Below are 21,140 nucleotides of genomic sequence, written 5' to 3'. Positions count from 1 at the left end.
CGGTTGAGCGCGCGTTGTGGCAGGCCTGGTAGTCGCTGCCGTAGGCTGCGATCCGTTCGCTTGGGATTCAATTGGCAGGGGAAAGATCGCAGCCTCGTTGCACTCGGCAGCTCCTGCGGGGCTCAGGCTGGATCGTTGCCCAGTACCACATTCAGCGCGCTGCGGGCATCGTCCAGTTGCACCAGCGTGGCATGGCGGGCACCGAGGGCGTCGCGGTTCTCGATGGCGGTGAGGATCGCCTTGTGTCGCGGCATCGCCAGTTCATGCAGGTTGGGCCGCTGGTTGGAATGCTTGAGCGCTTCGGCGATGGCCACTGACAACATGTTGCAGAGGTTGGCGAGCAGGTCGTTGTGGGTGGCGTCGGCGATGCGGCTGTGAAAGTCCAGGTCCGGTTGCAGCACAGCCTCGGGGGTCGGGGCCGCTTCCATGCGCTGGTAGGCCTCGCGGATGGAAGCGATGTCGTCCTCGTTGGCGAACTGTGCGGCGAGGGCGGCGGCGGCCGGTTCGATGATGCTGCGCACGCTGGTCAGCAGGTTGAAGAATTCATTCTGCGGGCTGCTCTGCATCAGCCAATGCAGCACATCCGGGTCGAGCATGTGCCACTCCCGCCGAGCCTTGACCACCGTGCCCACGCGCGGGCGCGAATACACCAGGCCCTTGGCGACCAGCACTCGCGTGGCTTCGCGCAGCACCGGGCGGCTGACCGCATACTCTTCGCACAGCAAGGCTTCAGCGGGCAGTTTGTCGTCCGGTTTGAAGCGCCCGGAAACGATCTGCATGCCCAGTTCCTGGACGATGCGCGCGTGCATGCTTTTGCGGTCGGAGGGTTTACGGTAATCCATGGGATGCGGCGCGATCCTGTGCGAGGGGAGTGCTGCGCATGATAGCAGGCGCGGCGATGGCGGGTCGCTAATGCGATTTTTGATTTGGATACAGACCCATTGTGGGAGCGAGCTTTTTGTGGGAACTGAGCTTGCTCGCGATAGCGGTGTCACAGACAACAGAGATGTTGACTGGAAGGGCCTCATCGCGAGCAAGCTCAGCTCCCACAAAAAGCTTGCTCCCACAGAGGCTTGCTTCCACAAGGGGATGGGTGGGGTCAGTGGGAGTGGCGTGGCACCTCGGCGCCGCGGCAGCCGACCAGGAAGTCGAAGTCACAGCCCTGGTCCGCTTGCAGCACGTGGTCGATGTACAACTGCCGGTAACCGCCCACCAACAGGTTCTGCGGTGGCGGCAGGTCGGCCAGGCGCGCCGCGAGTTCGGCGTCCGGGATGTCCAGGTGCAGGCGGCCGCTGGCGCAATCGAGTTCGATCCAGTCGCCTTCCTTCACCGCCGCCAGAGGTCCGCCGGCGGCGGCTTCCGGTGCCACGTGCAGGACCACGGTGCCGTAGGCGGTGCCGCTCATGCGGGCGTCGGAAATCCGCACCATGTCCGTCACGCCCTGGGCCAGTAGCTTGGCCGGCAAGCCCATGTTGCCCACTTCGGCCATGCCCGGATAACCCTTCGGCCCGCAGTTTTTCATCACCAGGATCGAGTTGGCGTCCACGTCCAGTTCCGGGTCGTTGATCCGTGCCTTGTACTCGTCGAAATTCTCGAACACCACCGCGCGACCGCGATGCTGCATCAGTTCGGCGGTGGCGGCGGACGGCTTGAGCACCGCACCCAGTGGCGCCAGATTGCCGCGCAGCACGCAGATACCGCCGTCGGCGCGGATCGGGTTGTCCAGGGTGCGAATGACTTCGTCCTGGCCGTAGATCGGTGCGTCCTTGGTGTTCTCGCCGAGGCTCTTGCCGTTGACGGTCAAGGCGTTCGGATGGGGAATCAGGTTGGCTTCGCCGAGGCGACGCAGCACGGCGGGCAGGCCACCGGCGTAGTAGAACTCTTCCATCAGGAAGCGCCCGGACGGCTGCAGGTCGACGATGGTCGGCATGCCGCGACCGATGCGGGTCCAGTCGTCCAGGTCCAGCTGCACGCCGATGCGACCGGCAATGGCCTTGAGGTGGATCACCGCGTTGGTCGAACCGCCGATGGCCGCATTGACGCGGATGGCGTTTTCGAACGCTTCCTTGGTCAGGATCTTCGACAGTTTCAGGTCTTCACGGACCATTTCCACGGCGCGCATGCCGGACATATGGGCCAGCACATAGCGCCGTGCGTCCACGGCCGGAATCGCCGCGTTGTGCGGCAGGGAAGTGCCGAGGGCTTCGGCCATGCAGGCCATGGTCGAGGCGGTGCCCATGGTGTTGCAGGTGCCGGCCGAGCGGGACATGCCACCCTCGGCCGCGAGGAAATCGTCAATGGTGATGGTGCCGGCCTTGACCTGTTCGCTCAATTGCCAGACCACGGTGCCGGAGCCGATGTCCTGGCCTTTGTGCTTGCCGTTGAGCATCGGCCCGCCGGTAACGACGATGGCCGGTACGTCACAACTGGCGGCGCCCATCAGCAGGGCGGGGGTGGTCTTGTCGCAACCGGTGAGCAGCACCACGCCGTCAATCGGGTTGCCGCGAATCGCCTCTTCTACGTCCATGCTCGCCAGGTTGCGGGTCAGCATGGCGGTGGGGCGCAGGTTCGATTCGCCGTTGGAGAACACCGGGAATTCCACCGGGAAGCCCCCGGCCTCGATCACTCCGCGCTTGACGTGTTCGGCGATTTGCCGGAAGTGCGCGTTGCACGGCGTCAGCTCCGACCAGGTGTTGCAGATGCCGATGATCGGCTTGCCGTGGAACTGATGGTCGGCGATGCCCTGATTTTTCATCCAGCTGCGGTACATGAAGCCGTTCTTGTCGGCGGTGCCAAACCATTGGGCCGAGCGCAGGGAGGGTTTCTTATCAGACATGATCGATTCTCTTATTGTATGACTATATTGTTCTAGCTGAAGCGTAACATAAGCGCAATTTGTGCGGTTTGGAAGTGTTGTTGGGTAAATAGTATTACTATATAGTCCGATTCAATGGAGGGATTGTCCTGGCGGTCATTCGCGAGAGAAATCCCCCGAGGTTCCATAACAACAACAATCGGAGACCGGTCCCATGAGCCAGGAATTGCGGCTTATACGTCGCATCACGCTGAAACTGATTCCCTTCCTGATCCTGCTGTACCTGATCGCCTACGTGGACCGCTCTGCGGTGGGCTTTGCCAAGCTGCACATGGGCGCCGACCTCGGTATCGGCGACGCCGCCTACGGCCTGGGTGCTGGGCTGTTTTTCATCGGTTATTTCCTGCTGGAGATCCCCAGCAACCTGATGCTGGAGCGCTTCGGTGCCCGGCGCTGGTTCGCGCGGATCATGATCACCTGGGGCGCCATCACCATCGGCATGGCGTTCGTACAAGGCCCGCATAGCTTCTATGTGATGCGCTTTTTGCTCGGTGCGGCCGAAGCTGGGTTCTTCCCGGGCGTGCTGTACTACATCACCCAGTGGTTCCCGGTGCGCCATCGCGGCAAGATCCTCGGCCTGTTCATTCTTTCCCAACCCATCGCGATGATGATCACCGGCCCCGTGTCCGGTGGCCTGCTGGGCATGGATGGCATCCTTGGCCTGCACGGCTGGCAGTGGCTGTTCATGGTCATCGGCCTGCCAGCGGTACTGTTGACCTGGCCGGTGCTGCGTTACTTGCCGGACGGCCCGCAACAAGTGAAATGGATGGACCAGGCCGAGAAGGACTGGCTGACCGGTGAACTGAAAAAAGACCTGCAGGAATACGGCCAGACCCGCCACGGCAATCCGCTACATGCCCTGAAGGACAAGCGTGTCCTGCTGCTGGCGCTGTTCTACCTGCCGGTGACCTTGAGCATCTACGGCCTGGGCCTGTGGTTGCCGACGCTGATCAAGCAGTTCGGCGGCAGTGACCTGGTGACTGGCTTCGTATCGTCGGTGCCATACATCTTCGGCATCATCGGTTTGCTGATCATTCCCCGCAGCTCCGACCGCTTGAACGACCGCTACGGTCACCTGGCCGTGTTGTACGTGCTGGGCGCCATCGGCCTGTTCCTCAGCGCCTGGTTGTCGGTGCCGGTGTTGCAATTGGCGGCGCTGTGCCTGGTGGCGTTCGCGCTATTTTCCTGCACGGCGGTGTTCTGGACCTTGCCGGGGCGTTTCTTTGCCGGCGCCAGTGCGGCGGCGGGTATTGCGTTGATCAACTCGGTGGGCAACCTGGGCGGCTACATCGGCCCGTTCGTGATCGGTGCGCTGAAGGAGTACACCGGCAACCTGGCCTCGGGGCTGTATTTCCTGTCGTGTGTGATGGTGTTCGGCCTGGTGTTGACCGGCGTGGTCTATCGCCTGCTGGAGCGCAAGCATGTGCTGCCGGCGGATCAGTTCGCCGCCAGCGCCCGTGGGGCGACACGTACCTGAGGTCACTGTGGGAGCGAGCTTGCTCGCGATGACGATCTGACAGTCGACATCTGGGGTAAATGTAAGACTGCTATCGCGAGCAAACTCGCTCCCACAAGGGACGCACCGAATTCAAGTTTTGCTTACAAGGAGAAAGATATGCGTTTAGTTCAGTTCGAATTGAGTAACGGCGAACGCCGCGTCGGTGTGGTCGAGGGCGATCAGGTGCGCGAAGTGCAGGGCGCTCGCACCGTGCGTGACCTGGCGCTGGCGGCTATCGAAGCGGGCGTGAAGCTTGAGCAGCAGGTCAATAGCCTGGGCCTGGGGGCGAGCCATGACTACGCCCGGTTGCTCAGTGACCTGCGCATCCTGCCGCCACTGGACCACCCGGACCCGGCGCACCTGTTGGTCAGCGGCACCGGCCTGACCCACCTGGGCAGCGCCTCGGCCCGGGACAAGATGCACCAGCAGGCTGGCGACGAAGCGGCCATGACCGACACCATGCGCATCTTCAAGTGGGGCGTGGAGGGCGGCAAGCCCCAGGCCGGGCAGGCTGGCGTGCAGCCGGAATGGTTCTACAAGGGCGACGGCAGCATCGTTGTCCGTCCGGGTCATCCGTTCCCGTTGCCGCCCTTTGCCGAAGACGCTGGCGAGGAGCCGGAAATCAGCGGCCTGTATGTCATCGGCCACGACGGCAAGCCCTATCGCCTGGGCTTTGCCGTGGGCAACGAGTTTTCCGACCACGTGATGGAGCGCAAGAATTACCTGTACCTGGCCCATTCGAAATTGCGCAGTTGCAGTTTTGGCCCGGAACTTCGCGTGGGTGAACTGCCTCAACATCTGTCCGGGACCAGTCGTATCCTGCGCAACGGCGAAGTGCTGTGGCAGAACGAATTCCTCAGCGGCGAGGCGAACATGTGCCACAGCCTCGAAAACCTGGAATTCCACCATTTCAAGTACAGTCAGTTCCTGCGCCCGGGGGATGTCCACGTTCACTTCTTCGGCACCGCGACCCTGTCGTTCGCCGATGGCATCCGCACGCAGCCGGGGGATGTGTTCGAAATCAGCCAGGCTGAATTCGGCGCGCCGCTGGTCAACGGCATTGCCCCGGTGGACGCGGTGTTCAACCCGGGTACTATCGGCACACTTTAAAGGAGACTTGCGATGAACCAGATCCTTGGCCACAACTACATCGGCGGGGCGCGCAGCGCAGCCGGCCAGACTCGCCTGCAGAGCGTCGACGCCAGCACCGGCGAGGCCTTGCCCCATGACTTCGTCCAGGCCACGGCAGAAGAAGTCGACGCCGCCGCCAAGGCCGCGGCGGCGGCTTATCCAGCCTACCGCAGCCTGAGTGCGGTGCGCCGGGCCGAGTTCCTCGAGGCCATTGCCGATGAGCTGGACGCCTTGGGCGATGCGTTCGTGGCCGTGGTCTGCCGTGAAACCGCGCTGCCGGCGGCACGGATCCAGGGCGAGCGCGGTCGTACCAGCGGCCAGATGCGTCTGTTCGCCAAGGTCCTGCGTCGTGGCGATTTCTACGGTGCACGCATCGACCGGGCGTTGCCTGAGCGCACGCCGTTGCCCCGTCCGGACCTGCGCCAGTATCGCATTGGTCTCGGGCCAGTGGCGGTGTTCGGCGCCAGTAACTTCCCCTTGGCATTCTCCACCGCCGGTGGCGACACGGCGTCAGCCCTGGCGGCTGGTTGCCCGGTGGTGTTCAAGGCCCACAGTGGCCACATGGCGACCGCCGAGCACGTGGCCGATGCGATCATCCGCGCGGCTGAAAAGACCGCGATGCCGGCGGGTGTGTTCAACATGATCTACGGCGGTGGCGTTGGCGAATGGCTGGTCAAGCATCCGGCGATCCAGGCCGTGGGTTTCACCGGTTCCCTCAAGGGCGGGCGTGCCCTGTGCGACATGGCGGCCGCACGGCCGCAGCCGATCCCGGTGTTTGCCGAAATGTCGAGCATCAACCCGGTGATCGTGTTGCCACAAGCGCTGGAAACCCGTGCCGAGAGCGTCGCCCGCGACCTGACCGCCTCGGTGGTGCAGGGCTGCGGTCAGTTCTGCACCAACCCTGGCCTGGTGATCGGTATTCGTTCGCCGCAGTTCACCGCCTTCACCCAGCAAGTGGCGGCGTTGATCGGCGACCAGGCGCCCCAGACCATGCTCAACGCCGGCACGCTGCAAAGCTACGGCAAGGGCCTGCAGAAGTTGCTGGCTCACCCGGGCATCGAGCATTTGGCCGGGCGCGAGCAGCAGGGCAACCAGGCCCAGCCGCAGTTGTTCAAGGCTGACGCCAGCCTGCTGATCAACGGTGACGAAGCGCTGCAGGAAGAAGTGTTCGGCCCGACCACGGTGTTTGTCGAAGTCGCGGACCAGGCGCAACTGAGCGCCGCGCTGCACGGCCTGCACGGGCAACTGACGGCAACGATGATCGGCGAGCCAGCGGACTTCGAACGGTTCAGCGAACTGACTCCGTTGCTGGAGCAGAAGGTTGGCCGCATCCTGCTCAACGGTTATCCGACCGGGGTGGAGGTGTGTGATTCGATGGTGCACGGCGGGCCTTACCCGGCGACGTCCGATGCCCGTGGTACGTCGGTGGGCACCCTTGCGATCGATCGTTTCCTGCGTCCGGTGTGCTTCCAGAACTATCCTGACAGCCTGTTGCCCGAGCCGCTGAAGAACGCCAACCCGCTGGGGATCCTGCGGTTGGTGGATGGCGTGCCGGGGCGCGAGGCGCTCTGACGGTTGCGGTGAGGCCGTTACATTCAAGTTGAATGTGCCGGCCTCATCGCGAGCAAGCTCGCTCCCACAGGGGGGCTTTGGTGAGTACAGAGTTTGTGTTCGCTGAAAATCCAACTGTGGGAGCGAGCTTGCTCGCGATGGCGGTTTTGCAGGTGACACCGTTTTCGAACCTTATGGCCCAAGGCCCAAGCCCACATTGGGTTATCATGACTACTTTCCCAATGACCGACTGATCACCATGACTGCCGTAACTGACACCCTGCTCAATGCCCTTCACAAATGCGACATGCTGATCATAGACGGGCTGCATGCATTCGATTTTTACCTCGACGAGCAGGACCAATTGCACGTCGAGTGCATGAACGGTCGCACCCTCGAGTACTGGCGCTTCACGCCAGCGCAGATGCAGGCGGCGACCTTCGATAAAGCCACGAACCACTGGATCATCACCAGCGATTCGGGCGACCACCACTTGGAGTGCGTGGAAGCCACCAGCGGCCACGACGATGAGGACGAAGAAGATGAAAATGCGTAGTCTCTGGCCGCTGTTGATGGCCGGTAGCATGGGCGCCATGGGTGTCCAGGCAGGTACCGATGAACGCCATCAACTGCTGGTGGGCTCCTACACCGCCGGCCAGAGCCAGGGCATCTACCGGATGCAATTCGACAGCCGCACCGGCCAGCTCGATGCCAACCCGTTGCAAGTGATCAAGACCGAAAACCCTTCGTGGCTGACCCTTTCCAAGGACATGACCCGGCTGTTCGTGGTCAACGAAAACGGGCCGGGCCAGAAAGACCCGGTGGGCAAGGTCAGCAGCTACGCCATTGACCCGAAGACCCATGCACTGAGCCTGATCAACCAGGTGCAGTCCCTGGGCAACGAGCCGACCCATTCCAGCCTCAGCGGTGATGGCCGTCATCTGCTGGTCAGTAACTACTCGGTGGTGGAAGACCCGGGCGGCACCCTGGCGGTATTGCCGGTAGGCGCCGATGGCAAGCTGGCTTCGGTGGTGCAGTTGAGCAGTCATCAGCCGAGCAAGGTCAACCCTGAGCGGCAGATGTCGGCCCATGTGCACGCCGCAGTGTCCTCGCCCGATGGCAAGTACGTGTTCGCCAACGACCTGGGGGCGGACAAGGTGTTCATCTACCGCTACGACCCCAAGGCCAATCCAGAGCTGCCATTGGCCGCCGCCGATCCAGCCTTCGTGCAGTTGCCACCCGGCAGCGGCCCGCGTCACCTGTTGTTCAGTGCTGATGGCAAGCACGCCTGGCTGACCATGGAAATGAGCGCACAAGTGGCGGTGTTCGATTATCAGGATGGCCGCTTGACCCAGCGTCAACTGGTCGACCTGGCGGCTGGCAAGCCGCAGCCGGGCAGGGCGGCGGCTGCGCTGCATGCTTCCGCGGATGGCAAGTTCCTCTACGTCAGCAACCGTGGCACCACCAACGAAGTGCTGGTGTTCGCCATCGACCCGGCCGCCGGCACGCTCAAAGAGCTGCAGCGACGCTCGGTCGAAGGCGATCATCCACGGGAGTTCAGCCTCGACCCGAGCGGGAAATTCCTGCTGATTGCCAACCAGAAGAGCAACCAGATCGTGGTGATCGAGCGCGATCCGAAGACCGGCCTGCTGGGTAAAACCGTGCAGAAAATGCCGATGGATGCGCCCAGCGATTTGAAGTTCATCGTCCGTCAATAGGGCGTAGGCCCCGTTTTTCGGGGCCTGCGCCGTTGTATCAACGAGACTGATATTCGCAAGTGATGTAAAGCATTTCAACGCAGGACGCCTCGGCGCGTAAGTTTGCTTCACGGCCCAACCGGGCAAGTCAGCCAACTGAATCCGAGGTCTACCGCCATGAATCTGAATCTCTTCTCCGTGATCGCCGCTTCCGCCATCTCTGCCACCGTGGCGCTGCCCGCCAGTGCCAGCGTCGAAATCAGCGACAAGAAAAATCGCACCCAGAGCTACACCGAGAAATACCTGCAACAAAGCGCTAACTTCTATGCGGCGTTGGACCACAAAACCCAACACTGAAATATCGCGCAACGACCGAAGCCTGCGATCTTTTCATCTTCACCGACCCTCAGGTGCAAGAGAAAAGATCGCAGGCTTCGCCGTTTCTGGAGAAATGCCACTGTAATATCACTTGGCCATGTGTTTAAATTTGACGCTGATAAATTGACTCCTTTGCCGATTAAGGACCGACACCATGGCGATGCGTCTGGCGGTGATGCTGCTGTTTCTCTATTCCACTCCGATTGTTTCCGCGGCCCAGCCAGATTCCGGCGAGTTGGAAGCGGCGCGTGAGCGATTGTTGAGCTTGCTTAGCGACTGATCGGCTCTGGTTATAGAGATTGTGTGGGAGCAAGGCTTGCCCGCGATACAGGCGACTCGATTTCTGAAGGACCGCATCGCCTTCATCGCGGGCAAGCCTTGCTCCCACAGAAATTCCCTCGCCACAGGGCTGGGTGCAAGCGGTTACTTGGCCATGATCGCCACGAACAGCTCGCAATCCAGGAACCTCTGCAACCAGTCTTGTAGCCGAGGGTAGGGCGCCTGGGCAAACCAGTCGCGGTCGACGTGGGCGAACTGCCGTATGAAGGGCATCACTGCCACGTCGGCCAGGCTCGGGTGATGCGCCGCCAGAAACGTCCGGGTCTCAAGCAAGGTCTCCAGCCTGCGCAGAAAGCTTTCACCCTCGCTACGGTAATGTTCCTTCGGGTACTCGGGATGGCGCTCGGGGTATTTGTAGCGATTCAAGTGCAGCTTGAATACCTGGTCGTTTTCCTCGATCAACGCCGCTGTCAGCGCCTGGCCTTCGGGGTCGTCCCGTAGCCTCCAGTCTTGCGGATCGTGCTGGGCCAAGGCCCAGTTCATGATCTCCAGGCTTTCATCGATCACCCGGCCATCGACCTGCAGCACCGGCACCGTGCCTTTGCTTGAAAGCGCGAGCATCTCGGCTGGCTTGGCCTTCAGACTGACTTCGACAATATCCAGTGCGACCGCGCTGTAGCGCAAGGCCATGCGCGCCCGCATGGCGTAGGGACAGCGACGGAAGGAATAGAGCGTGGCGTGGCTCATTTCACCTCCACTGTGCTCAAGCCGTTGCCCTGGCGACGCACCTGGATCTGCACCGGGATCCGCTCGTGCATTTCCTGCACGTGGGAGATCACCGCGACCTTGCGGCCCTGGGCCTGGAGGCCGTCGAGGGCGTCCATCGCCAGTTGCAGCGATTCGGGGTCGAGGCTGCCGAAGCCTTCGTCGATGAACAGCGATTCGATCTTCAGTGTGCTGGACGCCATCGAGGCCAGGCCCAATGCCAAGGCGAGGGAGACCAGGAAGGTTTCGCCGCCGGACAACGAATGCACCGAGCGCAGTTCATCGCCCATTTCCGTGTCCATCACCAGCAGCCCGAGCATGCTGCCGCCGCGCTTGAGCCGGTAGCGGCGCACCAGTTGCCGCAGTTGGGCATTGGCGTGGTGCACTAGCAAGTCGAGGTTGTAGGCCTGAGCCAGCTTGCGGAAACGGTCGCCGGTGGCCGAACCGATCAGGGCATCGAGGCGCGCCCAGCGCTGGTACTCGTTGTAGGCCTGTTCGATCTGCTGGGCCAGGGCCTGGTTGGCGTTCTGCCGGCGCTGGTCTTCGGCCTGTTCGGCGCGCAGTTCGGCGCAGTGCTGTTCGCTTACGGCGAATTGGCCTTGCAGTTCGGTGAGAGCCTGGGCGAGTTGCTCAGGCGCCAGGTTGCCATTGTGTTGGGCCTGGTGGTTTTGCAGGCGCTGCTCGCGTTCGGTGAGCAGGACTCTGGCTTGTTCGATGGCTTTTTCGCCGTTGAGCAAGCGCTGGCGCAACTGGCTGACGTGTTGCTCGTCCAGGCCGAGCAGGGCCTCGAGGGCGGCATCGTCCAGTTCCGGATGGGTGGTGCGCCATTGCGCGATACCGGCGGCCAGCGCCTGGCGTTCGTGGTCCAGGGATTGCGCCTGTTCCTGTCGGGCCTTGAGTTCGGCGGCCAGTTGCACCAGATCGTTGCGCAATTGCTGCAACTGCTGATTGGCCGTCGCCTCGGCATCCCGCGTCTGTTCCAGGCGCTGGTCGAGTTGTTGCTGCCACTGTTCGGCGCTGGTGTGCTCGCCGAGCAATCGCGTGAGTTTCTCCTGGCAGGCCTGTTGTTGCTCGCTCAGGGCGCTGAATTGCAGGCGGGCCGCTTCCAGTTGCTGGAGGCGGGTCTGCTGGCGGTCCTGTTCTTTCTCCAGGGTCTGCTGGCGCTGGAGCTGTTCGCCCAGTTCGTCGCGCTGCTGTTCCAGTTGCTCCAGGCGCTGGGCGATCTGCTGGTCGAGCTGCAAGAAGGTTGCGGCGGGTTCGCTGCGCAAGGCTTGCAGGGTGTCAGCGGGTAGCAGGGCGCTGAAGTGGCTCAGTTCCTCGTCCAGGCGCTGGCGGTCGCGGGCCAGCTCCTGCTGCTGGTTGCCCAGGTGCTGTGAGGCCTGTTGGCTGGCTGCCTCGGCTCCACGCAGCCGCTGCGTCATGCGCGCGGCGTCCTGCTGCAGGGTCAGCAGGGCGGTTTGCCGTTGTTCGTCCTGGCTGATGCGCAGGTTCAGTTGGCTGTTCTGCTGGGTCAGCCAGGCGTCGCGCTTGTTCGTCTCCTGGGCCAGCAGTTGCGCCGACAACGGGTGGGCTTCAAGGCTGGGTGCCAGGCTCTGTTGCTGGCTGGCGAGCTGTTCCTGCTGCTGTTTGAGTTCCTTGAGCTGGGCGATGACCCCGCTGTATTGCGCCCGCAGGTCGATGACTTTTTCATTGAGCAGGTCGACGGCCTTGCGGGCGTTGGCTTCTTCGGTTTCATCAAAGCGCCCGAGGTTTTCCAGCAGGGCTTCGGGCTGGTGATAAGGATGCTCGATGCTGCCACACACGGGGCAGGGCTGTTCATCCTGCAACTGTGCGCGCAGTTGCTCGACGCTTTCGCTGCGGGCCAGGCGCTGGCGCTCCAGCAGTTCACGGGTGACGGTCAGGGTCTGTTCGGCAATGGTCAGTTCGGCCTTGGCTTCGCCGCCTTCACGCACCAGCCGGTCACGTTCCTGCAACGCCCGTTGCTGGCGTTGTTCAAGTTCGGCGCCGCGTTTGTCCAGCTCTTGCTGACTGGCCCACAGCCGGGTCAGGTCTTCAAAAGCACGCAATTGCTTGCGGTTGTCTTGCAGCAGATTGCCAAGCAACTGGATCTGTTCGGCCACTGCCTCCGGCTCGGCGCCGGCTTCCTTGTAGAGCACTTCGAGGTCTTGCCGGTGGGTGGCGAGTTCCTCGGCGGCGCGGGCGGCGCCTTGTTCCAGTGTGGCGAGTTCGGCCTGGCCCTGGTTCAGGCGATTGCCGATCAGCATCAGTTGTTGGAGGCGATCGCGATAGGCGTTCCAGGCATCGCTGAGCGGGGTCAGGTGCGTGCTTTGTTCCAACGTGCCGGCGATGCGCTGCAAGCGCTCGGCCACCTGCCTTTGCTGTTCGAGCAAGGTGTCGATGGTGCGCTGGCCTTCGGTGCAGGCCTGCTGCGCCTGTTCCTGGCGCTCGGCGCCCTGGCTGGCGTCCCTGGCGAGGCGGGCCAGGGTACTTTGCTCTTCAAAGGCCTGGCGCAGCAACGGCGCGCTGTCGCTGCTGTGTTGGCGGGCCGCAGCCAGCGCCAGTTGCGCGGCGCCCAGGCTTTTTTCCAGTTCGGCCTGCTGGTCATGGAGATTGAGCTGCTGCTGGGTAAGCTGCTGGATCTGCACGGCCAAGGGGTCGAGCTGTCGGCTCAGTTCGGCCTGGCGAATGAACTGATGGCGCTGGGGCGCCAGTTGCTCCAGGCGAACCAGTTTCAGGCGTTCGTCGGCCAGGGCGTTCCAATCGGCCTGGGCCTGTTGCAGCTGTTCGGCGGCGCTGGCGTGTTCATCCTGCAACAGGCCCAGGTCGCGCAGCCAGGTGTGCTGCTGCTCCAGTTGCTTGAGTTGCGCCTGTTGGGCCTTGAGTTGTTGCTGGGCGTCGTTGAAACGCTGGTCCAGCTCGGCCCGGGCCTCGGGGGCCAGCGGCGTGACACCGGTGGCCTGGTCCTGCAATTGCCGGTGGCTGTCCTTGGCTTGCTTGGCCTTATCGAAGGCGCGGCGGCCGAGGCGGGTATACAGGGCGGTGTCGGTGAGCTTTTCCAGCAGTTCACTGCGATCGTTGTCATCGGCCTTGAGGAACGCGCTGAACTCGCTCTGGGCCAGCAGCACGGCCCGGGTGAACTGTTCGAAGTTCAGGCCCAGGGCCGCTTCGAGCTGGGTCTTGTATTCGCCTTTCTGGCTCGCCAGCAGTTGATCGTTGTCCAGGTCCCGCAGGCTCTGGCGGCTGGCTTGCAACTTGCCGCCGGCTTTTTCCCGGGCGCGATTGGCTTCCCAGCGGGCCCGATAGCGGCGTCCGTCGATGCCGCGAAAATCCACTTCGGCATAGCCATCGCCGGTACCTCGGCGCAACAGCGTGCGCGGATCGCCCGTGGCAATCTCGCCATCGACGTCCGGTACCTTGGCGTCACGCCCGGTGTTATTGAGGCGCGGCACGGCGCCGAACAGCGCCAGGCACAGGGCGTCGAGCAGCGTGCTCTTGCCGGCGCCCGTGGGGCCGGTAATGGCGAACAGGCCGGCGCTGGCCAAGGGTTCGGCGGTGAAATCGATTTCAAACGGCCCGGCCAGGGACGCCAGGTTCTTGAGGCGGATCGCGAGGATCTTCATGGCTGCTCGCTCTCCATCTGCACGTCTTGCAACAGCACGGCAAAGTCCTTGAGGGTCTGTTCGTCCACTTCGTTGCCGTAGGTGTCCTGCCAGGCGCGGCTGAACAACTCCTGCGGGCTGAGTTGATCCAGCTCCACCAGCGCGCTGCCATCATCGGCACTGCCAGCGCCACCGTTGCCGGCATACTCGGCGGCGATCCGCACCAGGCGTACGGCCTTGCCTTGCAGTGCGGTCTCCACCTGGTGACGCAGGTCCGGCTGCGGCTCATCGAGGCGCACCCGCACTTCCAGCCAGGGTTGGCGCTGGACATCGGCCAGCAGGTCGATGTCGGGCAGGTCCTTGAGTTGCACCAGGAGATCGGCCAGTGGCGCCGGGCCCAGGCGTTGCAGGTTGACGGCCCGCGGGATCAGGCGCGGCTCGACCTTGACCAGGGCTTCGCCGTCCAGGGTGATGTCGAGGATCTGATGCTGATAGCCGATCTCCGAAAATGACAGCGGGATCGGCGAACCGCTGTAGCGGATACGCTCTTCACCGTTGACCTTCTGCGGCTTGTGCAAGTGGCCGAGGGCGACGTAGCTGATGCTCGGGCCGAACAGGCTGGCGGGCAGGGCCTCGGCGTTGCCGATGATCAGGCTGCGCTCGGAATCCTCGGACACCGAACCACCGGCCATGTGCGCATGACTGATGGCGATCAGCGCCTGGCCTTTCTTGCGCTTGTTGTTGGCCGCGGCGATCAGCCACTCATGCACCTGGCCGATGCCTCGCAGGTAGTCGTCGCCCAGTTGCGCACCGGTGACTTCGGCAGGGCGCAGGAACGGCAGGGCCAGGCACCACGCCTTGACCTTGCCTTTGGCATCGGGCAACGGCAACAACAGGCGCTCGACGTCCAGTTGACCGTCGTCCAGCCACAGCACCCGACCCAGGGCATGGGTGCGCAGGCGTCGCATCAGCGGCGCAGGCAGCTCGATCCGCGAGCCAGAGTCGTGGTTGCCGGCGATCATCACGATGGTCAGGTTGGCGTTCTGTTCATGGGCACTGACGATGAAATCGTACAGCCGCTCCTGGGCTTTGACCGGCGGGTTGACGGTGTCGAAGATGTCGCCAGCGATCAGCAATACGTCGGGCTTTTCGTGGGTCAGTTGACGCAGCAGCCAGTCGAGGAAGCAGGCGTGTTCGAAATCGCGTTCCTGGCCGTGCAGGTTTTGCCCCAGGTGCCAGTCGGAGGTGTGAAACAGACGCAAGGTGAACTCCAGGAAACTGATGATGGCCGCGGTGAAGAAGAGGGCGGCTAAAAGAAGCAGAGTTTACTGGGAAACCGGGGCTAGGACTTGTTCAACTTCGCTGGATCTATGAACACTGATCCTGTGGCAAGGATATTTATGTGGGAGCAAGGCTTGCCCGCCATGCTCCCACCCGTTTTGCCCGTACATAAAACCCCTCGCCACAAAGGCTACGAAAAAAGCGGGTTTATTTGGGGTAAAGCGGCGGCAACCCCGAATCACCCGCCGAGCCCAGCCCCCCTTCGGTGGGCGGGATGGTGCGGATGGCCCGCCACAAGTCTTCACCCTGCCAATGCTGGCCGGTTTCGCTGTAGAGCGCGCCGTTGAGGCCGTCCAGGGCGTCGGACAGCGGCACGAAACGCGCCGCCATGTCGGCCAGGGTTTCCGGCTGCTGGCGGGCCCAGGCGTCCAGGGCCTGGCGGGTGGCGTGGGGGTCGTTGGCCAGGCAGGTACGTTTGAGGTCATCCAGCAGGGTGCGTGGGCTCGGTCCGGTCTGGGTCGAGCGCAGGATCGCTGGCTGCCAGCGGGCGCGCCACCACAAGCCAAAGCCCAGCAGCGTGGTGCAGGCGAGGAGGAAGGTGCTCAGTTGCCAGTACCACAGGGCCTCGCTGTCGACCGTTGTCACGATCTGCGTCGTGCCGGCCGGCGTGTCCACCATCAAGCTTGGATTGTTCGCCACTTGCAGGGTCCGCGCCGGGAGGCTGGTGCGGTCCAGGTGGTCTTCCAGGGTGTTCCACCAGACCACTTCCACCGGTGGCAGCTCGATGGTCCCGCTGCGGTTGGGCACCAGGGCCTCGCGGTCTTCGCGGCTGCCCACCAGCCCGCGCTCGCTGTTGCGGCTGCTGAGTACCGGTTGGTCCGGATAGCGTCGCAGGCCGTTGATCTCCGTGGCCGGTAGCGGTGGCAACTGGGCGCTGGCCAGGCCTTCGGCTTCCAGGGTCAGGCTGCGGGTCAGGGAATCGCCCACCTGGCTGTGGGTCGGTTCCGGGCTCCAGCTTTCACTCAAGGACAGGCTGCGTGCCGGCAGCCAGGGCACGTCGGCCGGATAGCTGGCAGGCTTGGGCTTGACGCGCAGCAACAGTTGCGCGGAGCTTACCCGCATCAACTGGCCGGGTTTGGGGCCCGAAGGTACGGCGTCCTGGGCTACCGGCTCGACCAGGGTGGCACTGAATGTCTGGGCCGGAATCGTCAGTTCGCCGCTGCGTTGCGGATAGATGCCGTAGCGCAGTTCGATCACGCCATGGCGGACATCGTTGATGACTTTTTCATAGGTGCGCGATTCGCCCAGTTGCTCGGTGCGGGCATCGGGAATGTGCAGCGGCGTGAGGCTGCTGTCGTCGTACAGCGACACCGAATGGTAGATGCGCAGGGTCAAGATCGCCTGGGCCTGAACATACACTTCGGTCTGGTCGAGGCTGGCCTCGATGAATACTGCTGCCAGGGGCTGGGAGGCGTTGCGGGTTTCGCCTTCGACCACTTGCAGGGTGATCGGCTGGCTGGTCACTTCGCCCAGTTGCAACGGCGGAATGATCACGGTGCCGCTTTGGCGCGGCAGCAGGGTCACGATCCAGCGGGTGGTGGCACGGTTCTCACCGTCGAGGGTCGTCAACTGGTTGACCTGACGGGTACCGCGCACATCGAACAAGGCCTGGAGCGGGCCCAGGTCCGGTTTGCCGAACAACGTGGCGTCGTTGGATTCCAGGGTCAGTTCCACCGTTTCCCCGGAGTTCAGGCGGCTGCGGTCCACACTGGCAGTCAGCTGTGCAGCCTGGGTTCCAGAGGCCCAGAGCAGCAACACGAGGAGGTAGGCGGTGAAGCGGGTCATTGGGTTTTTTCCTGGGCCTGATGGCTTTGCTGTTCATACCAGAATTTACGCCTGAGCAGCTCCCCTGGATTATCCGGGATCTGGCGCAGCCATTGTTCCAGTGCCTGGCGCTGTTCTTCTTCATTGCGCTGACCTGCGGCAGGACGCAGTGGCGGGGTGGTGGTCTGCTCATCGGGCAGTTCGCTGCCCGGTACATCCTGGGCGGTAGGCGGTTGTGCCGTCCGCGGGGGCTGGGACTCGTCCGATGTCGTGCTTGGCTCGTGGGAGGGCTGTCCCGGTTCGGAAGACTGGGTGGGTGAGTCGGCGTCTGGCGGTTGCTCGGTGGGGGCCGGCTCCTCGCTTTCGGCAGGCTTGGGTTCTTCCGGTACGGCGGCCGGCTCTTTCAACAAGCTTTCCACCAGGGCCTTGTTGGTCTGGGCGGGGCGCAGGTCGGGTTGCAACTCCAGGGCCTGCTCATAGGCATCCAGCGCGGCTTCCAGTTCGCCGCTCCTGGCCAGGGCGTTGCCGCGATTGTAGTGCGCGCGGGCGTCATTGCCTTCGGCGAAGCGTCGGGCGGCTTCGCTGTATTGACCGGCTTCGTACAGGGCGACGCCTTGCCACTGGCTGTCCTCGAAGTGGGCGGCGGCTTCGGCGGGACGTTTTTGCTTGAGCAAGTGCTGGCCCTGTTGGTCGGCGCGCAGCCACAGGTCCTGGAATTCGAAGGCGTGGCCGGTTTGCGGCAACACGAACAACAGCGGCAGGCAGAACAGCCAGCCTCGCCGCCCGGCACAGGCGGCCAACAGCAGCAGGGGCAGGAGCAGCCAATAACCCTGGTCGGCCCAGGTGTCCAGGCGCAGGGTTTGTCCATCGCTGCGCAGATGGCGAGGACCGTCCAACAGGCCCAGGCCGCGCAGGTCGCTGTCATCCAGGCGCGCCGGCCGGTAGCGGCCGTCCAGCTCATTGGAGAACGCCTTGAGGCCCGGGTTGTCGAGGCGCGGCAGTAGAATCGCGCCTTGGGCATCCTTGAGGTAGCTGCCATCCTCTTGGGCCACGGGGGCACCTTCCCGGGTACCGATGCCCAGCATCAGCCATTGCGTGGCGGAACCGTCCAGGGCCTGGCGAATGCCTTGGCGCTCCTGCTCATTCAGCGATGAGCCGATCAGCAGGATCCGACCCTGTCCAAGCTCGCTCTGGTCCAGCAGGGTCAGCGCCTTGCGGACCGCCAGGTCGGCACGATGGCCGCTCTGCGGCATGATCGACGGCGCGAGGGCTTCGAGCAGGTTGGCGCTGGTGGACAGGTCGTCGGACAGCGGCACCAGCGTATGGGCACTGCCGGCATAGACGATGATCGCGGTCTGGGCGTCGCTGCGGTTCTGCAACAGGTCCAGTACCTTGCGCCGAGCCTGTTCCAGGCGCGTGGGCGGGACGTCGGTGGCGAGCATTTCCGGGGTCAGCTCCAGCACCACCACCAGCGGGTCGGCGGGTTTCTGGCTAGTCTGTTCGACCCGCGCCCAACTCGGCCCCAGCAACGCCAGCACGATCAACAGCCAACCCAGGCCCAGGGCAATCCACGGCAACCGGCTTTCACGGCCACTGCCGCCACTGAGCAGCACAGCATGAAAGGCGGGAGGCAGGATCATCTGCCAGCGGCCCACGCGTTTCTGCCGGTGCCACAGTTGCCAGAGCAACCAGCCCAGCAGAGGCAGCAGCAACACGAACCAGGGGCGTAGCCAATGTGGCCAGAGGGCGATCATCGACGCCTCCGCAAGCGCAGGCGCTTGAGCCGCTGGCGCCACTCGGTGTGTTGGGCTGGCTGGAACAGCGGCTGGTTGAACAGGCGCTGCAACGGATTGTCCGGCCAGCGCGCCCGGGCCACCAGCAACATGCTCAATAGCAGCGCAACGGCCAGGGGCCAGTGATACAGCGCCAGGGCAGGACGGGCCTGGGTCGGTTGCTGGGTCACCGGTTCGAGCTGGTCGAGGGTGGTCTTGATCCCCAGTAATTGCTCACCATCCTGGGCGCGAAAATACTGGCCGCCGGTGACTTCGGCGATTTCCTTGAGTGTCGGTTCGTCCAGGTCCAGGCTCGGGTTGACGCCGAGCGAACCTGTGGTGCCGCTTTGTTCCGGGGCGGCGCCGATGCCGATCGGGTAGATTTTCACGCCTTCGTCGGCGGCCAGTCGCGCGGCGGTCAGTGGGTCGATTTCGCCGCCGTTGTTGGCGCCGTCGGTGACCAGGATCAACACGCGGCTATGGGCCGGCCGCTGGCGCAGGCGCTTGAGGGCCAGGCCGATGGCGTCACCGATGGCCGTATTCTTGCCGGCGATACCGATGCGCGCCTCATCGAGCCAATGGCGCACGGTGCGGCGGTCGAAGGTCAGCGGTGCCTGCAGATAGGCCTGGCTGCCGAACAGGATCAGGCCAACCCGGTCACCTTCGCGGCCTTCGAGAAAATCCCCGAGCATGTGCTGGACCAGCGCAAGGCGACTGACCTCTTCGTCTTTCCATTGCATGTCGGGAAAGTCCATGGAACCCGAGACATCCACCGCCACCAGCAGGTCGCGACCGCTGGCGGCAATGGGCAATGGCTCGCCCAACCACTGCGGTCGGGCAGCGGCGATCAGCAACAGCAGCCAGAGCAGGATGAAGGGCGCCTGTTGCCGCCAGGTCGGCAGATTGGCCCGGGCTCGCCGACCCACCAGGCCTTCCAGGTCGCCGAGGAAACTGACTTTGAGCGCTGGCTCGCCGCTGTCGGCCGCCGGCAGCACCAGGCGCATCAGCCAAGGCAGCGGCAACAGGGCGAATACCCACGGCCAGGCGAACTCAAACATGTTTGCGAATCCAGATTTCGACCGCCTGGGTCAGGCCGGCGATGGCTTTGTCATCGAGCTTGCATTCGGGTTTGTAAGCGCCTTCCACCAGCACCATCCAGCGGGTCAGGCCAGCTGCCGGGCAGCGGTTATCCAGGAAAGCCAGCCATTTGCGCCCGTTGAGGGTGTGGCTCTGGCTGTAGGGGTAATGGTTGCGACACAGGCGTTTGAGCAACCCGTTGAGCTGTTGCAGCCAGGCCCCAGCCGGCGCCCCATCGTAGGGTTTGGGCAGCAGGGCGAGTTCGGCCAGCGCGGCCAGTCGCACCGGGTCCAGGGGTTGTTCGGCACGGGGGGCGGTGCGCTTGGCGGGAATGAACCGGCGCAACTGCCACAGGCCCAGGCCCAGCAAGGGGATCAACACCAGCAGCAACCACCAGCCCGGCGCGGGAGGCCAGAAACCGATAGGGGGCGGCGCTATCAGTGGCTGCAATTGATCCAGGTTGCTCATCGACTTTTCCCGGCCCGCTTGGGGTTCAGGTATTCGCGCAGTTGCTCGACCATGTCGCCCTGGGTGCTGAGGGGCATCATCAGGATCCGCAGCTTCTGCGCCAGTATTTCCCAGCGCTCCTGGCGTGCCTCGGCCTGGGCGCGATAGGCCTGGCGCAGTTCGAAGTTCAGGGTGTCGAGCTCCAACTGTGAAGAGTGTTGGGCGAAGCGCAGCAGGCCGGCGGCGGGCAGGGCGTGATCCAGCGGGTCCGACAGCGGCAGCAGCAACAGGTCGCAATGGCGCGACAGCAAGCTCAACTGCTGTTCGGCGCTGTCGGACAACGCACGCTCGTCGCAAATCACGATCACCAGGCTGCCGGGCCGCAGTACTTCCCGGGCGCGGCGCAGGGCGATGCCGAACGAGTCGCGATCCGGCTCGCCTTCGGTGTGCAGTGACTGATTGACCCGCACCAGCCGGTTGAGCAATTGCAACAGGCTCTGTTTGCTGCGCCGCGGCTTGACCTCGTAATGGGTGTTATTGCCGAACACCAGGCCGCCGACCCGGTCGTTGTGCCCCAGCGCGGCCCAGCCGATCAGGCTGGCGGCCTGGGCAGCGAGCACCGACTTGAACATCAGCCCCGAACCGAAGAACAGCCGGTGGCTTTGCTCGATCATGATGAAGATCGGCCGCTCGCGTTCTTCGTGGAACAGTTTGGTGTGGGGCTCCTGGGTCCGGGCGGTGACGCGCCAGTCAATGGTGCGTACGTCGTCGCCGGCCTGGTAGACCCGCACCTGGTCGAAATCCACCCCGCGTCCGCGCAGCTTGGAGTGATGCAGGCCGATCAGCGGACTGCGCTGTCCCGGTGTCGAGAACAACTGCACCTCGCGCACACGATGGCGCATCTCGATCAGCTCCGAAAGGCTGACGCGGATGCCCGGTGCGGGCGCCAACGGGTTATTCATGACT

The 21,140-nt window shown here is 63.7% G+C and carries 17 protein-coding genes; 7 read left to right on the top strand and 10 right to left on the bottom strand.

The window, feature by feature from the left end:
- Window positions 1–122: 122 nt before the first annotated feature.
- Both KI235_RS17695 and KI235_RS17690 read right to left on the bottom strand, forming a co-directional pair.
- Complete coding sequence (locus KI235_RS17695; RefSeq protein WP_003202686.1) at window positions 123–842, bottom strand: FadR/GntR family transcriptional regulator; 720 nt, start codon at window positions 840–842, stop codon at window positions 123–125.
- Between the two features lie 257 nt (window positions 843–1,099).
- Complete coding sequence (locus KI235_RS17690) at window positions 1,100–2,836, bottom strand: IlvD/Edd family dehydratase (RefSeq protein ID WP_003202685.1); 1,737 nt, start codon at window positions 2,834–2,836, stop codon at window positions 1,100–1,102.
- Between the two features lie 193 nt (window positions 2,837–3,029).
- Here KI235_RS17690 and KI235_RS17685 point away from each other — a divergent pair, with 193 nt between their 5' ends.
- The 7 genes from KI235_RS17685 (at window position 3,030) to KI235_RS30630 (ending at window position 9,410) form a co-directional block, all read left to right on the top strand.
- Entirely contained in the window at window positions 3,030–4,352 is a 1,323-nt protein-coding gene (locus KI235_RS17685; protein WP_003202683.1) for an MFS transporter, read from the top strand.
- 138 nt (window positions 4,353–4,490) lie between these two features.
- The gene (gene araD1 / locus KI235_RS17680) at window positions 4,491–5,483 is read left to right on the top strand and encodes an AraD1 family protein (protein WP_013693558.1); all 993 of its coding nucleotides are present in this window, start codon (window positions 4,491–4,493) and stop codon (window positions 5,481–5,483) included.
- A gap of 12 nt (window positions 5,484–5,495) precedes the next feature.
- Complete coding sequence (locus KI235_RS17675; RefSeq protein ID WP_003202679.1) at window positions 5,496–7,076, top strand: aldehyde dehydrogenase (NADP(+)); 1,581 nt, start codon at window positions 5,496–5,498, stop codon at window positions 7,074–7,076.
- 238 nt (window positions 7,077–7,314) lie between these two features.
- Window positions 7,315–7,611, top strand: a complete 297-nt coding sequence (locus KI235_RS17670) for a DUF5629 family protein (RefSeq protein ID WP_043042412.1) — start codon at window positions 7,315–7,317, stop codon at window positions 7,609–7,611.
- Window positions 7,598–8,773, top strand: coding sequence for a lactonase family protein (locus KI235_RS17665; RefSeq protein ID WP_003202675.1), 1,176 nt, complete (start codon window positions 7,598–7,600; stop codon window positions 8,771–8,773). Before KI235_RS17670 ends, KI235_RS17665 begins: the two co-directional genes overlap by 14 nt.
- 156 nt (window positions 8,774–8,929) lie before the next feature.
- Window positions 8,930–9,109, top strand: coding sequence for a hypothetical protein (locus KI235_RS17660; RefSeq protein WP_003202673.1), 180 nt, complete (start codon window positions 8,930–8,932; stop codon window positions 9,107–9,109).
- A 175-nt stretch (window positions 9,110–9,284) separates the two neighbouring features.
- On the top strand, window positions 9,285–9,410 hold the full coding sequence (locus tag KI235_RS30630; protein ID WP_003202672.1) for a hypothetical protein: 126 nt from the start codon (window positions 9,285–9,287) through the stop codon (window positions 9,408–9,410).
- 143 nt (window positions 9,411–9,553) lie between these two features.
- On the opposite strand, the gene KI235_RS17655 is transcribed toward KI235_RS30630, so the two are convergent.
- From KI235_RS17655 to KI235_RS17620, 8 genes are all read right to left on the bottom strand, one after another.
- Window positions 9,554–10,156, bottom strand: a complete 603-nt coding sequence (locus KI235_RS17655) for a glutathione S-transferase (RefSeq protein ID WP_013693556.1) — start codon at window positions 10,154–10,156, stop codon at window positions 9,554–9,556.
- The gene (locus KI235_RS17650) at window positions 10,153–13,794 is read right to left on the bottom strand and encodes an AAA family ATPase (RefSeq protein WP_027911852.1); all 3,642 of its coding nucleotides are present in this window, start codon (window positions 13,792–13,794) and stop codon (window positions 10,153–10,155) included. Before KI235_RS17650 ends, KI235_RS17655 begins: the two co-directional genes overlap by 4 nt.
- Window positions 13,791–15,035 carry an exonuclease SbcCD subunit D C-terminal domain-containing protein gene (locus tag KI235_RS17645; RefSeq protein WP_003202667.1) on the bottom strand — a complete coding sequence of 415 codons (1,245 nt, stop codon included), beginning with the start codon at window positions 15,033–15,035 and terminating at the stop codon, window positions 13,791–13,793. Before KI235_RS17645 ends, KI235_RS17650 begins: the two co-directional genes overlap by 4 nt.
- A gap of 226 nt (window positions 15,036–15,261) precedes the next feature.
- Window positions 15,262–16,899 (bottom strand): BatD family protein, encoded by a 1,638-nt coding sequence (locus tag KI235_RS17640; protein ID WP_013693554.1) that lies wholly within the window; start codon window positions 16,897–16,899, stop codon window positions 15,262–15,264.
- Entirely contained in the window at window positions 16,896–18,632 is a 1,737-nt protein-coding gene (locus KI235_RS17635; protein ID WP_003202663.1) for a tetratricopeptide repeat protein, read from the bottom strand. The genes KI235_RS17640 and KI235_RS17635 overlap by 4 nt, the downstream gene beginning before the upstream one ends.
- Window positions 18,629–19,708 (bottom strand): VWA domain-containing protein, encoded by a 1,080-nt coding sequence (locus KI235_RS17630; protein WP_003202661.1) that lies wholly within the window; start codon window positions 19,706–19,708, stop codon window positions 18,629–18,631. The genes KI235_RS17635 and KI235_RS17630 overlap by 4 nt, the downstream gene beginning before the upstream one ends.
- On the bottom strand, window positions 19,701–20,195 hold the full coding sequence (locus KI235_RS17625; protein WP_038857025.1) for a DUF4381 domain-containing protein: 495 nt from the start codon (window positions 20,193–20,195) through the stop codon (window positions 19,701–19,703). Before KI235_RS17625 ends, KI235_RS17630 begins: the two co-directional genes overlap by 8 nt.
- Complete coding sequence (locus KI235_RS17620; RefSeq protein WP_003202656.1) at window positions 20,192–21,136, bottom strand: DUF58 domain-containing protein; 945 nt, start codon at window positions 21,134–21,136, stop codon at window positions 20,192–20,194. Before KI235_RS17620 ends, KI235_RS17625 begins: the two co-directional genes overlap by 4 nt.
- Between the last annotated feature and the right edge of the window lie 4 nt (window positions 21,137–21,140).

Source organism: Pseudomonas sp. St386, from assembly GCF_018325865.1.
Taxonomy (GTDB): domain Bacteria; phylum Pseudomonadota; class Gammaproteobacteria; order Pseudomonadales; family Pseudomonadaceae; genus Aquipseudomonas; species Aquipseudomonas brassicacearum.
The sequence above is the reverse complement of the archived record's forward strand: the minus strand, read 5'-3'. Positions and strand labels throughout refer to the sequence as shown.

Coding starts and splice junctions, on each gene's coding strand:
- KI235_RS17655 (WP_013693556.1), bottom strand. CDS start 10,156: ATGAGCCACGCCACGCTCTATTCCTTCCGTCGCTGTCCCTACGCCATG.
- KI235_RS30630 (WP_003202672.1), top strand. CDS start 9,285: ATGGCGATGCGTCTGGCGGTGATGCTGCTGTTTCTCTATTCCACTCCG.
- KI235_RS17665 (WP_003202675.1), top strand. CDS start 7,598: ATGAAAATGCGTAGTCTCTGGCCGCTGTTGATGGCCGGTAGCATGGGC.
- araD1 (WP_013693558.1), top strand. CDS start 4,491: ATGCGTTTAGTTCAGTTCGAATTGAGTAACGGCGAACGCCGCGTCGGT.
- KI235_RS17650 (WP_027911852.1), bottom strand. CDS start 13,794: ATGAAGATCCTCGCGATCCGCCTCAAGAACCTGGCGTCCCTGGCCGGG.
- KI235_RS17675 (WP_003202679.1), top strand. CDS start 5,496: ATGAACCAGATCCTTGGCCACAACTACATCGGCGGGGCGCGCAGCGCA.
- KI235_RS17625 (WP_038857025.1), bottom strand. CDS start 20,195: ATGAGCAACCTGGATCAATTGCAGCCACTGATAGCGCCGCCCCCTATC.
- KI235_RS17695 (WP_003202686.1), bottom strand. CDS start 842: ATGGATTACCGTAAACCCTCCGACCGCAAAAGCATGCACGCGCGCATC.
- KI235_RS17670 (WP_043042412.1), top strand. CDS start 7,315: ATGACTGCCGTAACTGACACCCTGCTCAATGCCCTTCACAAATGCGAC.
- KI235_RS17690 (WP_003202685.1), bottom strand. CDS start 2,836: ATGTCTGATAAGAAACCCTCCCTGCGCTCGGCCCAATGGTTTGGCACC.
- KI235_RS17620 (WP_003202656.1), bottom strand. CDS start 21,136: ATGAATAACCCGTTGGCGCCCGCACCGGGCATCCGCGTCAGCCTTTCG.
- KI235_RS17630 (WP_003202661.1), bottom strand. CDS start 19,708: ATGTTTGAGTTCGCCTGGCCGTGGGTATTCGCCCTGTTGCCGCTGCCT.
- KI235_RS17640 (WP_013693554.1), bottom strand. CDS start 16,899: ATGACCCGCTTCACCGCCTACCTCCTCGTGTTGCTGCTCTGGGCCTCT.
- KI235_RS17635 (WP_003202663.1), bottom strand. CDS start 18,632: ATGATCGCCCTCTGGCCACATTGGCTACGCCCCTGGTTCGTGTTGCTG.
- KI235_RS17660 (WP_003202673.1), top strand. CDS start 8,930: ATGAATCTGAATCTCTTCTCCGTGATCGCCGCTTCCGCCATCTCTGCC.
- KI235_RS17685 (WP_003202683.1), top strand. CDS start 3,030: ATGAGCCAGGAATTGCGGCTTATACGTCGCATCACGCTGAAACTGATT.